Here is a 13,101-nt window from a genome sequence, read left to right on the forward strand (position 1 = left end):
AACCGACTTGACCTGTGCACCGGAAGAAGCGTTGATCCGCCGCCGTCGCCGACCCGGTGGCCGGGCCGCCCCCGCGGCCCGGCCGGGATCAGTCGCCCAGCGCCGCGGCGACCGCGGCCCGGTCCACCCGGCCGAGGTGGGCGATCGCCAGTCCGTCCCGGAAGAACCACAGGTGCCGCTGGTGCCAGCGCACCTCCCGGCCGTCGCGCCCGGTCTGCGCGATCGGGTCATCGGTGTAAGTGCCGGAGAACTCCAGCGCCACCTGCACCGAGTCGGAGTCGCCCGGCCGGACGTCGCGGACCCTGGCGTAGAGGTCCGGCATCCTGGCGCGCGTCGCCGCCACCTTGGCGGCCAGGCCCGCGGGCCCGTCGGCGAATATGCGGGGCTCGGACAAATCGCGCAGGCTTGGGTGCGCGAAATCGTCGAGCACCGCGAAGTCGCCCTCGTTCACCGCTTCGGTGATGAATGCGACCGTGATCTCCACATTCGCGTGGTCGACGCGCGGGCGCACGAGCGCCAGCGGCCGGGAATGCAGACTCCTCACGACTGCTCGGCCAGCGCGCCCGACAGCGACCGGCGGTGCTCGCGGCGGATCTCGGCGTTGCGGACCGCGGCGTACTGGGCCTCGGTCTCCGGGTAGACGCCCGCGACCGCGCGCGGGGCGCCGTCGGTGTCGACGGCGACGAACACCAGGTGCGCCTCCGCGACGGGCACGACCTCGTCGGCCCCGCGCTTGGCGCTGACGTAGACGCCGATGTCCATCGACGTCCTGCCGGTGCCTTCCACCTGCGCGAACGCGGTGACGACGTCGCCGGCCCACGTCGGGTTGCGGAACACCATGTGCTCGACGGTGGCGGTGACCGCGTGCCCGTCCGCGTGGCGCGACGCCGTCGCCCAGGCGACGTCGTCGACGAGTTCGAGCACGAGGGTCCCCCGGCCGGTGCCGAACATGTTGCGGTCGGCGTGCCACACCACGCGGGAGAGCTCGCAGCTGGAGGAATTCATTGTCTTGGCTGGCGGACTGGAATCAACAACGCGTGCGCTCATTGCAGCGTCTGCTGAAGGCATCGAGGAGTGCTCCTGGTTGTCGGAATGGACCACAACCGCGGGGACCGGCGCACGTGAAGAACAGTAAACGGTCACCGCCGCGGACGTGCGCCCGGCCCCGGCCAGTCGCGGATCATTAATCCAATTCAGTGAGAAAGGTGATTGATGCGGATATATTGATCAGAACGTCTTTCCGAGGAACACCTGGGCGAAGGGGTCGTCGGTGAACGGCGCGATGTCGCGGTAGCCGCGGCGGGCGTAGAGCGCGCGCGCCGCCGCCAGGTCCAGCCGCGTGTCGAGCCGGATGCGCCGCGCGCCCAGGGCGAGCGCGCCCGCCTCGGCGGCCGCGAGCAGGGCCGCCCCACCGCCGGTCCCGCGCAGCGGTGGCCGCACGTACAGGCGCTTCAGCTCGGCCACCCCCGGCTCCACCAGGACGACACCGGCGCACCCGGCGTCCGTGCCGTCCGCCGAGCCGACGAGGAACGCGCCGGTGGGCGGGGCGAGCGCGGCGTCGCCGGTGTCCTCGGCGTCGACCTCGGCGGCCGTGGCGGGCCTGCCCCAGTACGAGGCGATCACGTCGGCCAGGTACTCGCGGCGGATGGCCACGGCGGTCGGATCGGTGACGTCGACCGCCGCCACCGTCCACCGCGGGGCGCTCGGGGTGGTGTGCACGCCCGGATTGAACCCGCTGCGGCGCCTCGGGTCACCCGGGTTTCAGCGGGCGGCGGGGACCGACACCAGCGGGGTGTCGCGGTCGCCGACGCAGGCGCGGATGTAGGTCTCCACGCGGTAGCGGCCGTGCGGGCTGGGGGTGAGCAGGTTCGCCATCAGCAGCCGCTCCACGCCGTCGCCCGCCGCGGGCACGCCGACGAGGTCGCAGAGGCCGAAGTGGACGTCGCCGAGGCGGGCCACCGAGCGCAGGGCGGCGCGCTCGGTGGCGTCCAGGCCGGACAGGTGCGCCAGGACGCTGGCCCGCAGGGACAGGTCGCCGACGGAGAGGTGGTCGAGGCGGTTGTGCTCGTCGCGCAGCAGGACGGCCAGGTCGCTGACGCGGCGGTAGGGGCGTGCGACCAGCCAGGAGCCCGCGATGCGCAGCGCCAGCGGCAGCCGCCAGCACGCGCGCGCCACCGCGACGGCCGCGGCGGGCTCGGCGGCCACCCGGCCGTCGCCCACCACCGACGCCAGCAGGTGCACCGCCGCGCGCTCGGACAGCGGGCCGAGGCGCACGGTCACCGCGGCCCGCACGGTCACCAGCGGCCTGCGCGCGGCCACCAGCACCGCGCTGGTGGACGACCCGGTGAGCAGCGGTCGCACGTCGGCCTCGCCGTCGACGTCGTCCAGCACGATCAGCACCCGCCGCACGGCCAGCTCCGCGCGCAGCAGCGCGGCCCGCTCGCTCGGGGACTCCGGCAGCGCCGTCTGGCCCAGCGAGCGCAGCAGCCTGCCCAACAGCGCGGAGGTGCGCTGCGGACCGGCGGGCACCCCGCGCAGGTCGACGTGCAGCTGCCCGTCCGGGTAGCGCCCGCGCAGCCGGTGCGCGACCCGCACGACGACAGCGGTGCGGCCCGAGCCGGGGCCGCCGGTCACCACGGCGAGCCGGGCGACGGAGGCGGGGGTGGTGGCGGCCAGCGCGGCCACCAGCTGGTCGACGACGGCGTCGCGGCCCACGAGGTCGGCGACGTCGGCAGGCAGCTCACAGCGGCCTCTGGGGGCGTCCTGGCTCGATCTGGGGGCGGGGGCGGACGCCTTCTGCCTGCCGCCGCCGCGCCGGGCGGCGTGCAGCAGCTCCGCGCCCGCGCGCTCACCGAGGCCCAGCGCGGTGGCCAGCAGCCGCGCGGACTGCGGGTGCGGCTGGCGGGTCCGCCCGATCTCCAGGTTGCGGATGGCCCGCACGCTCAGGCCGGAGGCGGCGGCCAGGTCCTCCTGGGTCATGCCGCGGCTCACGCGGTGCTCGCGCAGGGCAGCCCCGAACGTCGACGCCGCCTGCTCGTCGGGCAGCGGGCGGGTCACGACCGCGTCGGCCGCGAAGACCGGGTCGAGATGGCCCGCTGCGGGCCGGAGGGGGTTCGGGTCGAGGCTCATCTGCGGTGGTCCTTCCTCGCGTGGTACCGCCTGGTGGAACCGGCCTCGGCGGGGCCGGTCCCGGTGTGCTGCGCGCGGGGCCGAGTGGCTCCTCACCCCCGGTATCGCCGCAACCACCCGTTTCCATTTCGTCGTGCGCCGAACGGAGGACACCCGCACGGCCGAGCAGGGCACCCGATCACCCCGTCCGCCGCCGCGGACGGGGGGTGGTCGCCAAGTCGCTCACGGCGACCGACACTGACACGGATCAGCCGCGCAGGGAATGCCAACGACCAGGGGCGTTGCGGGTGCAACCGAATTTTTCGGACATCGCACGGATCGCCTCCGGCATGGTGTGATCGGGGATGGACGTCCGATCGGCCACCCGGCTGTGGGGGCGTTTCCACCCGGCGCGCCATCGCGTCGGATGGCCACCGCCGCCCGGCGGGACCGCGAGCCGGGCGGTCTAGCGCCGATCGATCAGGGCGATCTGCTCGGCCGAGAGCCGCACCGACTCGGCGGTCATGTTCTGCCGCAGGTGCTCCGGCGACGCGGTCCCCGGGATCGGGCGCACGACCGGGGAGCGCGCCAGCAGCCAGGCCAGGGCGACCGGGGCCGGCGCGACGCCGAGTTCGGCGGCCACCGTCGCCACCGCGTCGTCGGCCACCGGGATCGGGCGCCAGGGGACGAAGTCGATGTCCTCGGCGGTGCAGTGGTCCAGGACGGCGTCCCAGGTGCGGTCGTCGGCGCTGTACTTGTTCTGCACGGCGCTGATCTCCGTCACGGCCCGCGCGGCCTCCAGGGTGTCGACGTCTACTTCGGACAGGCCGATGCGGTCGATCTTCCCCTCGTCGCGCAGCGCCGCCAGCGCCCCGACCTGGTCGGCGAGGGGGACGGCCGGGTCCACGCGGTGCAGGTAGAACAGGTCGACGCGCTCCACGCGCAGCCGCCGCAGGCTCAGCTCGGCCTGCTGGCGCAGGTACTCCGGCCTGCCCAGCGGCACCCACTCGCCGACGCCCGGCCTGCTCTGGCCCGCCTTGGTCGCGATCACCACCCCCTCCGGATACGGGCGCAGCGCCTCGGCGATCAGCTCCTCGTTGGCGCCCAGGCCGTAGGAGTCGGCGGTGTCGATCATGCCGACGCCCAGGTCGACGGCGGTGCGCAGCACCTCGACCGCGGCGGCGCGGTCCACCGGCGGACCCCAGCCGCGGTCGGTCAGGCGCAGGGCTCCCAGGCCCATCCTCGATGTCATGGGCCCACCATCGCCGAGCCGCGAGGCGACCGCCAAAGATTAAGCCACAGCTAAACTCACCGGTGTGCTCCGGCTGTCCTTCACCGCGCGCGACGTGGCCAGGACGCGGTTCGCGGTCTCGCCGCTGTGGGAGGTCGTCGCCAGCGTCCGCGCCCTGCGCAGGCCCGACGTCCACACCGTGCACCGGTCGTGGGCGGCGCTCGCCGGACCCCGCCTCGCCGCCGTCGACTGGGGACTGCTGGCCGCGCTCGTCCCGGACCGGCGCATCCCGGCGTTCCTCGCCCCGCCGCCTGCGACGCCCGTCCCCGACCTGGCCGTCGAACTGGCCGCGCTGCGCGCCACCCCGGCGCGGCGGGTGCGCGCGGGCCTGCCCGCCGATCCGGCGCTGCGGGCCTTCCGCGCCGACCCCGAAGCGGGCCTGGGCCGGCTCTGCGCGCAGATCGAGGCCTACTTCGACGCCGCCATCGCCCCCTACTGGCCCCGCATCCGCGCCCTGCTGGAGGGCGACGTCCTGCGGCGGGCCCGGCTGCTGGCCGAGGGCGGCGCGCAGCGGCTGCTCAACGACATCGATCCGGCCGTCAGCTGGTCCGGCGATGAACTCGCCATCGCCCACCGCGAAAGCCCGGACGCGCCGGGGTTGCGTGGCCGCGGCCTGCTGCTGGTCCCGTCGGTGTTCGTGTGGCCGCGCGTGTTCAGCCTGGTCGCCGACCCGTGGCAGCCGACCCTGCGCTACCCGCCGCGCGGCGCCGCCACCCTCTGGGAGCGCCGGGACCGCCCGGACCGGGGCGCGCTGGCCAGGGTCATCGGCGCGTCGAGGGCACGCATCCTGTCCGAACTGGACGTTCCGTCGTCCACCAAGGACCTCGGCACGCTGACCGGGCTCACGGCGGGCGCGGTGTCCCAGCACCTGACGGCGATGCGCGACGCCGGCCTCGTCACCGGCCACCGCGTCGGCCGCAGCGTGCTCTACGCGCGGACCCAGGCCGCCGAGGCGCTGCTCGCGGCGTCCCCCTGACCGTGGCGCTTTCGCTAGGTTCATGCCATGGGGACCATCCGCCGAGCCCACGAGCCCGACCGCGCCGCCCTGCGCGCCCTCGCAGCCCGAGCGGGCGCGGATTCCCCCACGGAGTCACTCTGGAAGCAGTACAAGCTGTTCGGCAAGCGCGGCCCCCGCGCGTTCTTCACCAGGGCAGCCCTCGACACGACCACGGCCAAGCTGCGCCGCCACCCCACCGCAGACGGATTCCACGACCCGCGCCGGCCCGCCCACCTGCACATCAACCTCGCCCCCGAGGCGCGGGGCACGGGCGCGGAACTGGTCACCCGCTGGCAGGACCACCTGCGCACCACCGGCACCGGCTGCCACCTACAGACCGTCGTGGAGAACCCGCGGGCGGTGCGGTTCCTCGGCAAGTGCGGCTTCACCCCGCACGGCGACACCCCGGCCATCCCCGGCATCCGCTGGCAGGGCGGCAAACTCCACCAACTGACGATGGTCTGGACGCCCTAGAACCACCTCCCCGCCCGCCCGCCGCCGTCGCACGCACGCCGCACGTTCGCACGCTCGCCAGCCGCAGCCGCAGCCGCAGCCGCTGCTGGCCGCCGCCCGCTACCGCTGCCGGTTGCTGCCATCGCTCACCGCTGTCGCCCGCTGGCCGCTGCTGCCAACCGTCGCCCGCTGCCGCCGCCAGCCGCCGCTGCCACCCCTAATCCAGCACCGCCGTCGCCTCCACCTCCACCAGCATGTCCGGCTCACCCAGTGCGGACACCCCGATCAGCGTGATCGGCCGGACCGGGTCGATGCCCAGGTCGGCGGCGGCGCGGCCCGCGCCTTCCAGCAGCTGCGGCATCTTGTCCGGAGTCCAGTCCACGACGTAGACCGTCAGCTTGGCGATGTCGGCGAAGGAGCCGCCGGCGGCCGTCAGCGCCGTGGCCACGTTGCGGTAGGCCTGCTCGACCTGGGCCGCCAGATCACCCGCGCCGACAGGGGCGCCGTCAGCGTCGCGGGCCACCTGGCCGGACAGGAACACCAGTCGGGAGCCGGTGGCGATGGACAGCTGGCGGTAGGCGTCGGGCTTGGGCAGGCCGTCGGGGTTCAGCAGGGTCACGGTCATGTCGTCGCTCCTCGATCGGTTGTGTATAACATCGCGATGTAATGTAGCGCCGTGGTCCGACAAAAAGACCCGCTCGTCCGCGCCCTGCTGGTCAACCGGGCCGCCCACCTGCTCGGGGCGCGCTCCCCGGTCACCCTCCGCTCGCTGGTGGCGGGCACCGGCGTGTCCACGATGGCGGTCTACACCCACTTCGGCGGCATCGACGGCCTCTGGAGCGCCGTCCGCCAGGAAGGCTTCACCCGCCTGGCCGCCGCCCTGGACGCCCTGCCCACCACCCGCGACCCGGTCCACGACCTGGCCGCCCTCGGCGTCGCCTACCTCACCACCGCCGAAGCCAACCCCGACCTCTACCGCACCATGTTCGACACCCACGCCCCCCTGGACGACCCCGCCGCCGCCGACGCCACCCTCGCCCGCCTCACCACCGCCGCCGCCCGCGCCACCTCAGCAGCCCGCTTCCACCCCGACACCGATCCCGCCGCCCTCGCCACCCGCACCTGGATCATCGGCCACGGCCTGGCCTCCCTCACCACCACCGGCCCCCTCCCCAGAACCGCCCTCACCCACGCCGTCCCCCTCCTCACCGCCCTCTTCACCAGCGCGGGCGACACCCCCACCCGCGCCACCCGCTCGGTGCGCCGCGCCTACCGGGACCTGCTCAGCGACCGCTGACCCGGCCGACCCGTTCGCGCCACCACGCCGCACGGGCCTGCGGCGCCTGCCGCTCGACGTCCGGAAGCGGCGACCGACCGGGAACCGCGATGCGCCCGTCCACCGGGGTCAGCGGTGTGGAGGTGACGTCGCCGTCCAGGAGGGCGAGGGTGGCCAGACCGCAGGCGAAGTCCAGGCTCGGCAGCGCGGCCGCCAACGCGACCTCAGCCGCCAGACCGACCGACGTCTCCAGCGCCGACGACACCACGCACGGCAGCCCGCACGCCTCGGCGACCTCCAGCGCCCGGCGCACCCCGCCCAGCGGCGCGCACTTGAGCACCGCGACGTCCGCGGCTCCCGCGACCGCCACCCGCAGCGGGTCCGCCGCGCGCCGGATCGATTCGTCCGCGGCGATCCGGACGTTCACGCGGCGGCGGACCGCGGCCAGTTCCGCCACCGTCCGGCACGGCTGCTCGACGTACTCCAGGCCCTGTGCCGCGCGGTCCAGCGCGCGGATGCGCGCGACCGCGGTGTCGACGTCCCACGCCGCGTTCGCGTCCACCCGCACGGTCGGGACGGCGGCGCGGACGGCTTCCACGCGCGCGAGGTCCTCCGCCGCCGAGTCGGGGTGGTCGGCCACCTTCACCTTCGCCGTCGCGCACCCCGAGGCCGCCGCGATCTCGTAGGCGCGCTCCGGCCCCACCGCGGGCACGATGCAGTTCACCGGCACCGACGCGCGCACCGGTGAGGGCCAGCCGACCTCGGCGGCCTCCACCGCCGTCGCCCACCAGGCCGCGGACTCGCGGTCGTCGTACTCCGGGAACGGGCAGAACTCGCCCCAGCCCGCCGGGCCCTCGATCAGCACGCCCTCGCGGACGGTGATGCCGCGGAAGCGGGTCCGCAGGGGGATCGCGTAGACCCTCACGCGCGCTCGGCCGCCCTCGCGGCGCGGCGGGCGAAGACGGCGTCGCGCTTCTCGGCCATCTCCCTGAGGGCCTTGCGGCGGGCCTTCTCCGGGAGCCGGTCGAGGTAGATGTGGCCGTTGACGTGGTCGGTCTCGTGCTGCAGGCAGCGGGCGAAGTAGCCGCGGCCCTCGACGGTCACCGGGTTGCCGTGCATGTCCTGCCCGTGCACGACGGCGTGGTCGGGCCGGGGGAGGCGCAGGTACGGGCCGGGGACCGACAGGCAGCCCTCCTTGTCATCGATCAGCCTGCGGACCCTCGGCTCCTCCAGCACGGGGTTGCAGACGTGCCCGACGTGGCGCTGCCCGGACTCGTCGCGGCAGTCGTAGACGAACAGGCGCAGGTCGACGCCGACCTGGTTGGCGGCCAGCCCGGCGCCCTCGGCGATCTCCATGGTGAGGACCATGTCCTCGATGAGCGCGGCCAGCTCGGGCGTGCCGAACCCGGTGACCGGCGCGCACGGGCGGTGCAGGACTTCCTCGCCGACGACGGTGATCCGCAGGTGCTGCGCCATGCGGCCAAAGATAGTGTCCTTGACCCTGACACCGTGTCAGGCGGTCTGCTCGGAGCCATCATGTACACCATCGGAGACTTCGCCCGGCTCGGCCGCGTGTCCGTGCGCATGCTGCGCCACTACGACGCCACCGGTCTGCTGCGCCCAGCCGACGTCGACGCGTCCAGCGGCTACCGCTTCTACACCGCCGCCCAGCTCGCCCGCCTCAACCGGGTCATCGCGCTCAAGGACCTGGGGTTCACCCTCCAGCAGGTCCGCGACATCATCGACGAGCGGGTCAGCGCGGAGCAGTTGCGCGGCATGCTGCGGCTGCGGCGCGCCGAGCTGGCGGCGGGCATGGCGGCCGCGGAGGCGCGGCTGGTCCAGGTCGAGGCGCGGCTCCGAGCGATCGAGAGCGAGGGGCACATGCCCGCAGACGACGTCATCGTCACCTCCGTCCCGGCCGTCCGCGTCGCCGAGCTGACCGCGGTCGCGGCCAGCTTCGACCCCGAGGACATCGGCCCGGTCATCGCACCGCTCTACGACGAGCTGTTCCGCAGGCTGGGCGCGGCGGGGATCGCACCGACCGGGCCCGGCATCGCCCACTACGCCGACGCCCCCGAGGGCGGCGGCCGGATCACCGTGCACGCCGCGGTCGTGGTCTCGGCCCCGCCCCGCGAGGGCGATCTGCGCGTGCACGACCTGCCCGCCATCGACCAGGCCGCCACGATCGTGCACCGCGGCTCGATGGACTCGGTGCTGGCGACCGCGCAGATCCTCGACCGCTGGATCGAGGCCAACGGCTACCGCTCGACCGGCTACCCGCGCGACGTCAACCTGGAGGTCCCGGAGAACCGGGACGACTGGGTGACCGAACTCCAGGTGCCGGTCGTCCGGGGCTGATCGCTGCTGGAGGGGCGAGCCTCCTGTACATCTGGGCTGTTGCAGATGTGCAGGAGGTGGCTTCCGTGGCGTTCGTGCTGTTGGGCGTGGCGATCGTGTTCGAGGTGATCGCCACCAGCCTGCTCAAGTCGACCGAGGGGTTCTCCCGCCTGTGGCCGACCATCGGCTGCCTGGCGGGCTACACCGCGGCGTTCCTCGCGCTGGCGATGGCCATCCAGCGCGGTTTGCAGGTCGGCGTCGGCTACGCGATCTGGTCGGGCCTGGGCACCACCCTGATCGTCATCATCGGCGCGCTGTTCCTCAACGAGCCGGTGACTTTGGCCAAGATCGCCGGTGTCGTCCTCGTGGTCTCCGGCGTCGTCGTGCTCAACCTCTCCGGCGCCCACTGACGCGCCCCGCCTGCTCCGCGATGGGCAGCCTCGACACCAGCGGCGGGGTGGTCACGGGGATCGGGAAGGCGCCGAAGTCGGCGTAGGTGATCCGCAGCGTCGGGGGTTGGCGGTGCGCGCGCCCGCGACGAGGCGGGCGTGGGCGGACTCGCTGTCGCGGCGCTCGGCGTCGCGGTGGCGGGAGTCGCGCAGGGCGACCCAGAACGCGACGATCACCGCCGCCAGGGTGGCGATCGCACCGCCGATCTGGCCTCAGGCGGCGAGGACGTCGGCGAAGCCGATGTCGACCGGGATCGCCGCGAGAGGCATGCACCCACGATCGGGTGGGTGCGCCCCGGACCGGCGTCCCGCGATGGTCCGGGGCGCCCGTCGCCACCCCCTGACGCGGCGGACGCGCCCTCCGGCCCGGCCGATCAGCTCGCCTTGTCGAGCAGTGCGACGAGCGCGCCGCCGGAGCCGAGCGCGCGGTCGCACAGCGCCGCCAGTGCAGGGTTCGGCCGGGCCCTGCCGTTCTCGACCTTGCTCAGGTACCCCTTCGTGAAATACACGGCCTGGCCGAGAGAGGCCAGCGACATCCCCTTCGACTGGCGCAGGCGTCGCAGTTCGATTCCGAATTCCATGAGCTGGCCCTTCGTGTTTATCAGGTGGTGTGCTCCGGCCGCCGGGTCGAATCGACCCGGCAGCCGGTAGCGGTGGTGGAGGCCATGTCAGCCGAGCAGCACGGTGATCAGGCCGGTCAGGACGAGAATGACGTGGGTGTGCATGTTCTGCTCCTGTCGAAGCAGAGGACCACGCCGATCGAGCGAGGGTCGCCGGGTGCGTCTTCGTCGGCCCGGGCCGTGGCCTGGTACCCGACGAGCAGACCGGCCGTGAAGCCGACCAGCAGCATCCAGAACGCGACGCGCACCGCGGTCGGAAATGAGAACAGCATCTTCACCGCGACTCCCGTTGACTGATTTCACTCGATTCGCCGACGATCCTCTTGTGGCGATTGTCGGTGGAATTTCCGACAACACAAGAATGACGTCGCCAGCGAATTTGCGGCAGATGTTTACTGTTGCCGCGATAGAGAGAAACAGGGAAACGGGGCAGGAGCTGGGGTGATGCGGAAACGCGCTCGGAGCCGACGGCGATACAATCCCCGGCACCGGTTCGAGAGGTGGGCGATGGACGCTGGGATCGCGGGGCTGATCGACGACCTCAAGGCGGTGCGCCGCGGACTGGGGGTGCACGCGCCGGACCTGGCGACCCGTCTGGGCCCCGCCTTGGCCAAGGTGTGCTCGATCGCCGACTCCGACGCCCCCGGTGTGCGCAGGCACAAGGTCATCGTCACGCTCACCGAGCTGACCGACCGGCTGCCCGAGTCGCCTAGGGCCATCGGTCGCATAGCGTTCGGTCTCGACGGTGCGGGCCATGAGCGCTACACCGCCCGGGTCATGCGCATCGCGGGGCTGATCGATCGCGACACCCGCACCGCGCAGCGCCGGGTGGACGACGTCATCGCCCAGATCGCCGAGTCGGCCACGGCCAGCGTGCCGCGCCAGACCCGCCGCGGCGAGCTGGACTGGCACACCACCGAGGTGCGCTCGCTGGTGCTGCTGCACCTGCCGGTGGTCGAGGTCATCGAGACCAGGAGGGTCCTCTCGCACCGCACCGGACTGTCCGAAGTGGACCACTCGGTGTCGGTGGTGCGCCCGCCGGGGGCCACCGGCCCGCCCTCGCTGGCCGACTTGGGCGTCGACCTGCTGTACGGCGGCGTGCTGCACTCGCCCGAGCTCATCACCGCGAGCCGGGTCCGCCTGCGCCTGCGCCTGCCCGCCCCGCTGGAACAGGGCGCAGGCCACGAGTTCTCGTTCCGCATCAGGCTTCCTCAGGGTCTAGCGCCGTTCTACGTCTGCACGCCGATGGCCCCGTGCGAGCGCTTCGAGCTGACCGTCGGCTTCGGTCAGGGGCGGGCTCCCGGCCGGATCTGGCTGATCGAGGACGAGTTCGCCCTCGACGCCGCCGAGGACGTCCCCGGCCGTCCCGAGATCGGCGCGGACGCCGCGGGCCAGGCCACCGCGGTGTTCACCGACCTCGCCCCCCAGCGCTCCTACGGCCTCGGCTGGGAGCCGCACGGCGTCGGCTGACCGGGTCGGGCGGCGTCGCCGCCGGGGCTCGGCGCAGGCTCGGAGACTCACGGCGTCACCTGGCCGGGGTCGGGCGGTGGCGGGGTCTGCGGCACGGCGACGGCGCGCGCGAGGGTCGTCGGGGCGGGCAGGTCGGGGTCGGCCAGATCGGCGGTGTGGGCGGGGGAGAGCAGGCCCAGCGCGGCCACGCCTGCCACCACCCCGGCGAAGCGGCCGCGCCGGGGATCGAGGGGCAGCGGCGGCTCCGGCAGCGCCGCGGCCGACGGCAGGCCGGACAGCGCGGTGCGGGCCGCGGCGAGATCGGTGGCGGCGCGCTCGGCGGGCGGCCGCAGCGCCGGGTCCTTCGCCAGCAGCGCGGCGACCAGCGCCCAGAGCGGGTCGGGCATGCCGGGCGGGCGCGAGGGCAGCAGGTGCGGCAGCTCGTCGGTGCCCCGGCCCGCGAACGGCGGCACGCCGCAGCTCAGCTCGTAGAGCACGACGCCGAGGGAGTACAGGTCGGCCTCGGGCCCGACGGGCCGTCCGAGCGGGATCTCCGGCGCGGTGTACTGCGGGGTGTTGACCAGCACGGCCTGCGGACCCGACTCGGCGAGCAGCAGCGGCACCAGGCAGTGCCCGGTCAGCTTGACCCGGTCACCGTCGACCAGGACGTTCTCCGGCTTGACCGCCAAGTGCGCGAACCGCCTGCGGTGCAGCACGGCGAGCGCGCGCGCGACGCCCGCGCCGATCTCGGCCACCCGCGCGGGCGCCATCGGCCCTCCGGCGGCGAGCCCGCGGCGCAGCGACTGCCCCGGGGCCAGATCCATCACCAGCCCGACGACGTCGCCGTCGCGGAAGCAGTCCCGCACGGCGACCAAGTGCTCCCCGCCGACGCCGTGCACCTCGGCGACGAGGTCGCGCAGCCGGGGCGCGGTCGCGGGGCGGGTGGCCAGGTCGTGGCGGAGGATCTTGACCGCCACCTCGGCGGGCCCGCCGTCGCCGCACACGGCGCCGACGACCTCTCCCATGGGGCCCGCGCCCAGCCTCCCGGTCACCCGGTACCGGTCTTGCCACCGCATCCCTGGTGCCCCGCTTCCCGCGCCCGGCGCGCTGGTGTCCAGCAG

At 74.1% G+C, this 13,101-nt stretch carries 18 protein-coding genes; 6 read left to right on the forward strand and 12 right to left on the reverse strand.

Translation table 11 applies throughout. The features are described 5' to 3' along the window. Positions 1–88 precede the first annotated feature (88 nt). The 5 genes from ACFPM7_RS24525 to ACFPM7_RS24545 all read right to left on the reverse strand — a co-directional run bounded on the left by ACFPM7_RS24525 (position 89) and on the right by ACFPM7_RS24545 (position 4,360). Positions 89–544, reverse strand: a complete 456-nt coding sequence (locus ACFPM7_RS24525) for an ester cyclase (RefSeq protein WP_378250110.1) — start codon at positions 542–544, stop codon at positions 89–91. Then, the gene (locus tag ACFPM7_RS24530; RefSeq protein ID WP_378250111.1) at positions 541–975 is read right to left on the reverse strand and encodes an acyl-CoA thioesterase; all 435 of its coding nucleotides are present in this window, start codon (positions 973–975) and stop codon (positions 541–543) included. The genes ACFPM7_RS24525 and ACFPM7_RS24530 overlap by 4 nt, the downstream gene beginning before the upstream one ends. Before the next feature lie 252 nt (positions 976–1,227). Next, complete coding sequence (locus tag ACFPM7_RS24535) at positions 1,228–1,719, reverse strand: GNAT family N-acetyltransferase (protein WP_378250112.1); 492 nt, start codon at positions 1,717–1,719, stop codon at positions 1,228–1,230. A gap of 42 nt (positions 1,720–1,761) precedes the next feature. After that, a complete protein-coding gene (locus ACFPM7_RS24540) occupies positions 1,762–3,129 on the reverse strand; it encodes a helix-turn-helix domain-containing protein (protein ID WP_378250113.1) in 1,368 nt (455 codons plus the stop codon). A 445-nt stretch (positions 3,130–3,574) separates the two neighbouring features. Continuing rightward, on the reverse strand, positions 3,575–4,360 hold the full coding sequence (locus ACFPM7_RS24545) for an aldo/keto reductase (RefSeq protein WP_378250114.1): 786 nt from the start codon (positions 4,358–4,360) through the stop codon (positions 3,575–3,577). A gap of 64 nt (positions 4,361–4,424) precedes the next feature. Between ACFPM7_RS24545 and ACFPM7_RS24550 the strand changes: the two genes are divergently transcribed. Together ACFPM7_RS24550 and ACFPM7_RS24555 are read left to right on the forward strand one after the other, a co-directional pair. Beyond that, positions 4,425–5,375: an ArsR/SmtB family transcription factor gene (locus ACFPM7_RS24550; RefSeq protein ID WP_378250115.1), complete on the forward strand. Its 951-nt coding sequence runs from the start codon at positions 4,425–4,427 to the stop codon at positions 5,373–5,375. A gap of 27 nt (positions 5,376–5,402) precedes the next feature. Then, positions 5,403–5,870 (forward strand): GNAT family N-acetyltransferase, encoded by a 468-nt coding sequence (locus tag ACFPM7_RS24555; protein ID WP_378250117.1) that lies wholly within the window; start codon positions 5,403–5,405, stop codon positions 5,868–5,870. Between the two features lie 196 nt (positions 5,871–6,066). Here the strand turns inward: ACFPM7_RS24555 and ACFPM7_RS24560 are convergent, their stop codons facing one another. Then, complete coding sequence (locus ACFPM7_RS24560; RefSeq protein ID WP_378250118.1) at positions 6,067–6,474, reverse strand: RidA family protein; 408 nt, start codon at positions 6,472–6,474, stop codon at positions 6,067–6,069. A gap of 51 nt (positions 6,475–6,525) precedes the next feature. Between ACFPM7_RS24560 and ACFPM7_RS24565 the strand changes: the two genes are divergently transcribed. After that, positions 6,526–7,146 carry a TetR/AcrR family transcriptional regulator gene (locus ACFPM7_RS24565; protein WP_378250119.1) on the forward strand — a complete coding sequence of 207 codons (621 nt, stop codon included), beginning with the start codon at positions 6,526–6,528 and terminating at the stop codon, positions 7,144–7,146. Here the strand turns inward: ACFPM7_RS24565 and ACFPM7_RS24570 are convergent. Then, complete coding sequence (locus ACFPM7_RS24570) at positions 7,133–8,050, reverse strand: o-succinylbenzoate synthase (protein WP_378250120.1); 918 nt, start codon at positions 8,048–8,050, stop codon at positions 7,133–7,135. The genes ACFPM7_RS24565 and ACFPM7_RS24570 overlap by 14 nt on opposite strands. After that, positions 8,047–8,601: a peptide deformylase gene (gene def, locus ACFPM7_RS24575; protein WP_378250121.1), complete on the reverse strand. Its 555-nt coding sequence runs from the start codon at positions 8,599–8,601 to the stop codon at positions 8,047–8,049. Before def ends, ACFPM7_RS24570 begins: the two co-directional genes overlap by 4 nt. Positions 8,602–8,661: 60 nt before the next feature. Between def and ACFPM7_RS24580 the strand changes: the two genes are divergently transcribed. Together ACFPM7_RS24580 and ACFPM7_RS24585 are read left to right on the forward strand one after the other, a co-directional pair. Next, complete coding sequence (locus ACFPM7_RS24580) at positions 8,662–9,483, forward strand: MerR family transcriptional regulator (protein WP_378250122.1); 822 nt, start codon at positions 8,662–8,664, stop codon at positions 9,481–9,483. 65 nt (positions 9,484–9,548) lie between these two features. Beyond that, entirely contained in the window at positions 9,549–9,872 is a 324-nt protein-coding gene (locus ACFPM7_RS24585) for a DMT family transporter (protein WP_378250123.1), read from the forward strand. A 51-nt stretch (positions 9,873–9,923) separates the two neighbouring features. Here ACFPM7_RS24585 and ACFPM7_RS24590 read toward each other — a convergent pair whose 3' ends face one another. The 3 genes from ACFPM7_RS24590 to ACFPM7_RS24600 form a co-directional block, all read right to left on the reverse strand. Continuing rightward, positions 9,924–10,088 carry a hypothetical protein gene (locus ACFPM7_RS24590; protein ID WP_378250124.1) on the reverse strand — a complete coding sequence of 55 codons (165 nt, stop codon included), beginning with the start codon at positions 10,086–10,088 and terminating at the stop codon, positions 9,924–9,926. 197 nt (positions 10,089–10,285) lie between these two features. Next, positions 10,286–10,492 (reverse strand): helix-turn-helix domain-containing protein, encoded by a 207-nt coding sequence (locus ACFPM7_RS24595; RefSeq protein ID WP_378250125.1) that lies wholly within the window; start codon positions 10,490–10,492, stop codon positions 10,286–10,288. A gap of 116 nt (positions 10,493–10,608) precedes the next feature. Next, positions 10,609–10,809, reverse strand: coding sequence for a hypothetical protein (locus ACFPM7_RS24600; RefSeq protein ID WP_378250126.1), 201 nt, complete (start codon positions 10,807–10,809; stop codon positions 10,609–10,611). A gap of 229 nt (positions 10,810–11,038) precedes the next feature. Here ACFPM7_RS24600 and ACFPM7_RS24605 point away from each other — a divergent pair, with 229 nt between their 5' ends. Beyond that, the gene (locus ACFPM7_RS24605; protein WP_378250127.1) at positions 11,039–12,001 is read left to right on the forward strand and encodes a hypothetical protein; all 963 of its coding nucleotides are present in this window, start codon (positions 11,039–11,041) and stop codon (positions 11,999–12,001) included. 47 nt (positions 12,002–12,048) lie between these two features. Here ACFPM7_RS24605 and ACFPM7_RS24610 read toward each other — a convergent pair whose 3' ends face one another. Further along, positions 12,049–13,032, reverse strand: a complete 984-nt coding sequence (locus ACFPM7_RS24610; protein ID WP_378250128.1) for a serine/threonine-protein kinase — start codon at positions 13,030–13,032, stop codon at positions 12,049–12,051. Between the last annotated feature and the right edge of the window lie 69 nt (positions 13,033–13,101).

It is taken from the genome of Actinokineospora guangxiensis, from assembly GCF_042657845.1.
Classification (GTDB): domain Bacteria; phylum Actinomycetota; class Actinomycetes; order Mycobacteriales; family Pseudonocardiaceae; genus Actinokineospora; species Actinokineospora guangxiensis.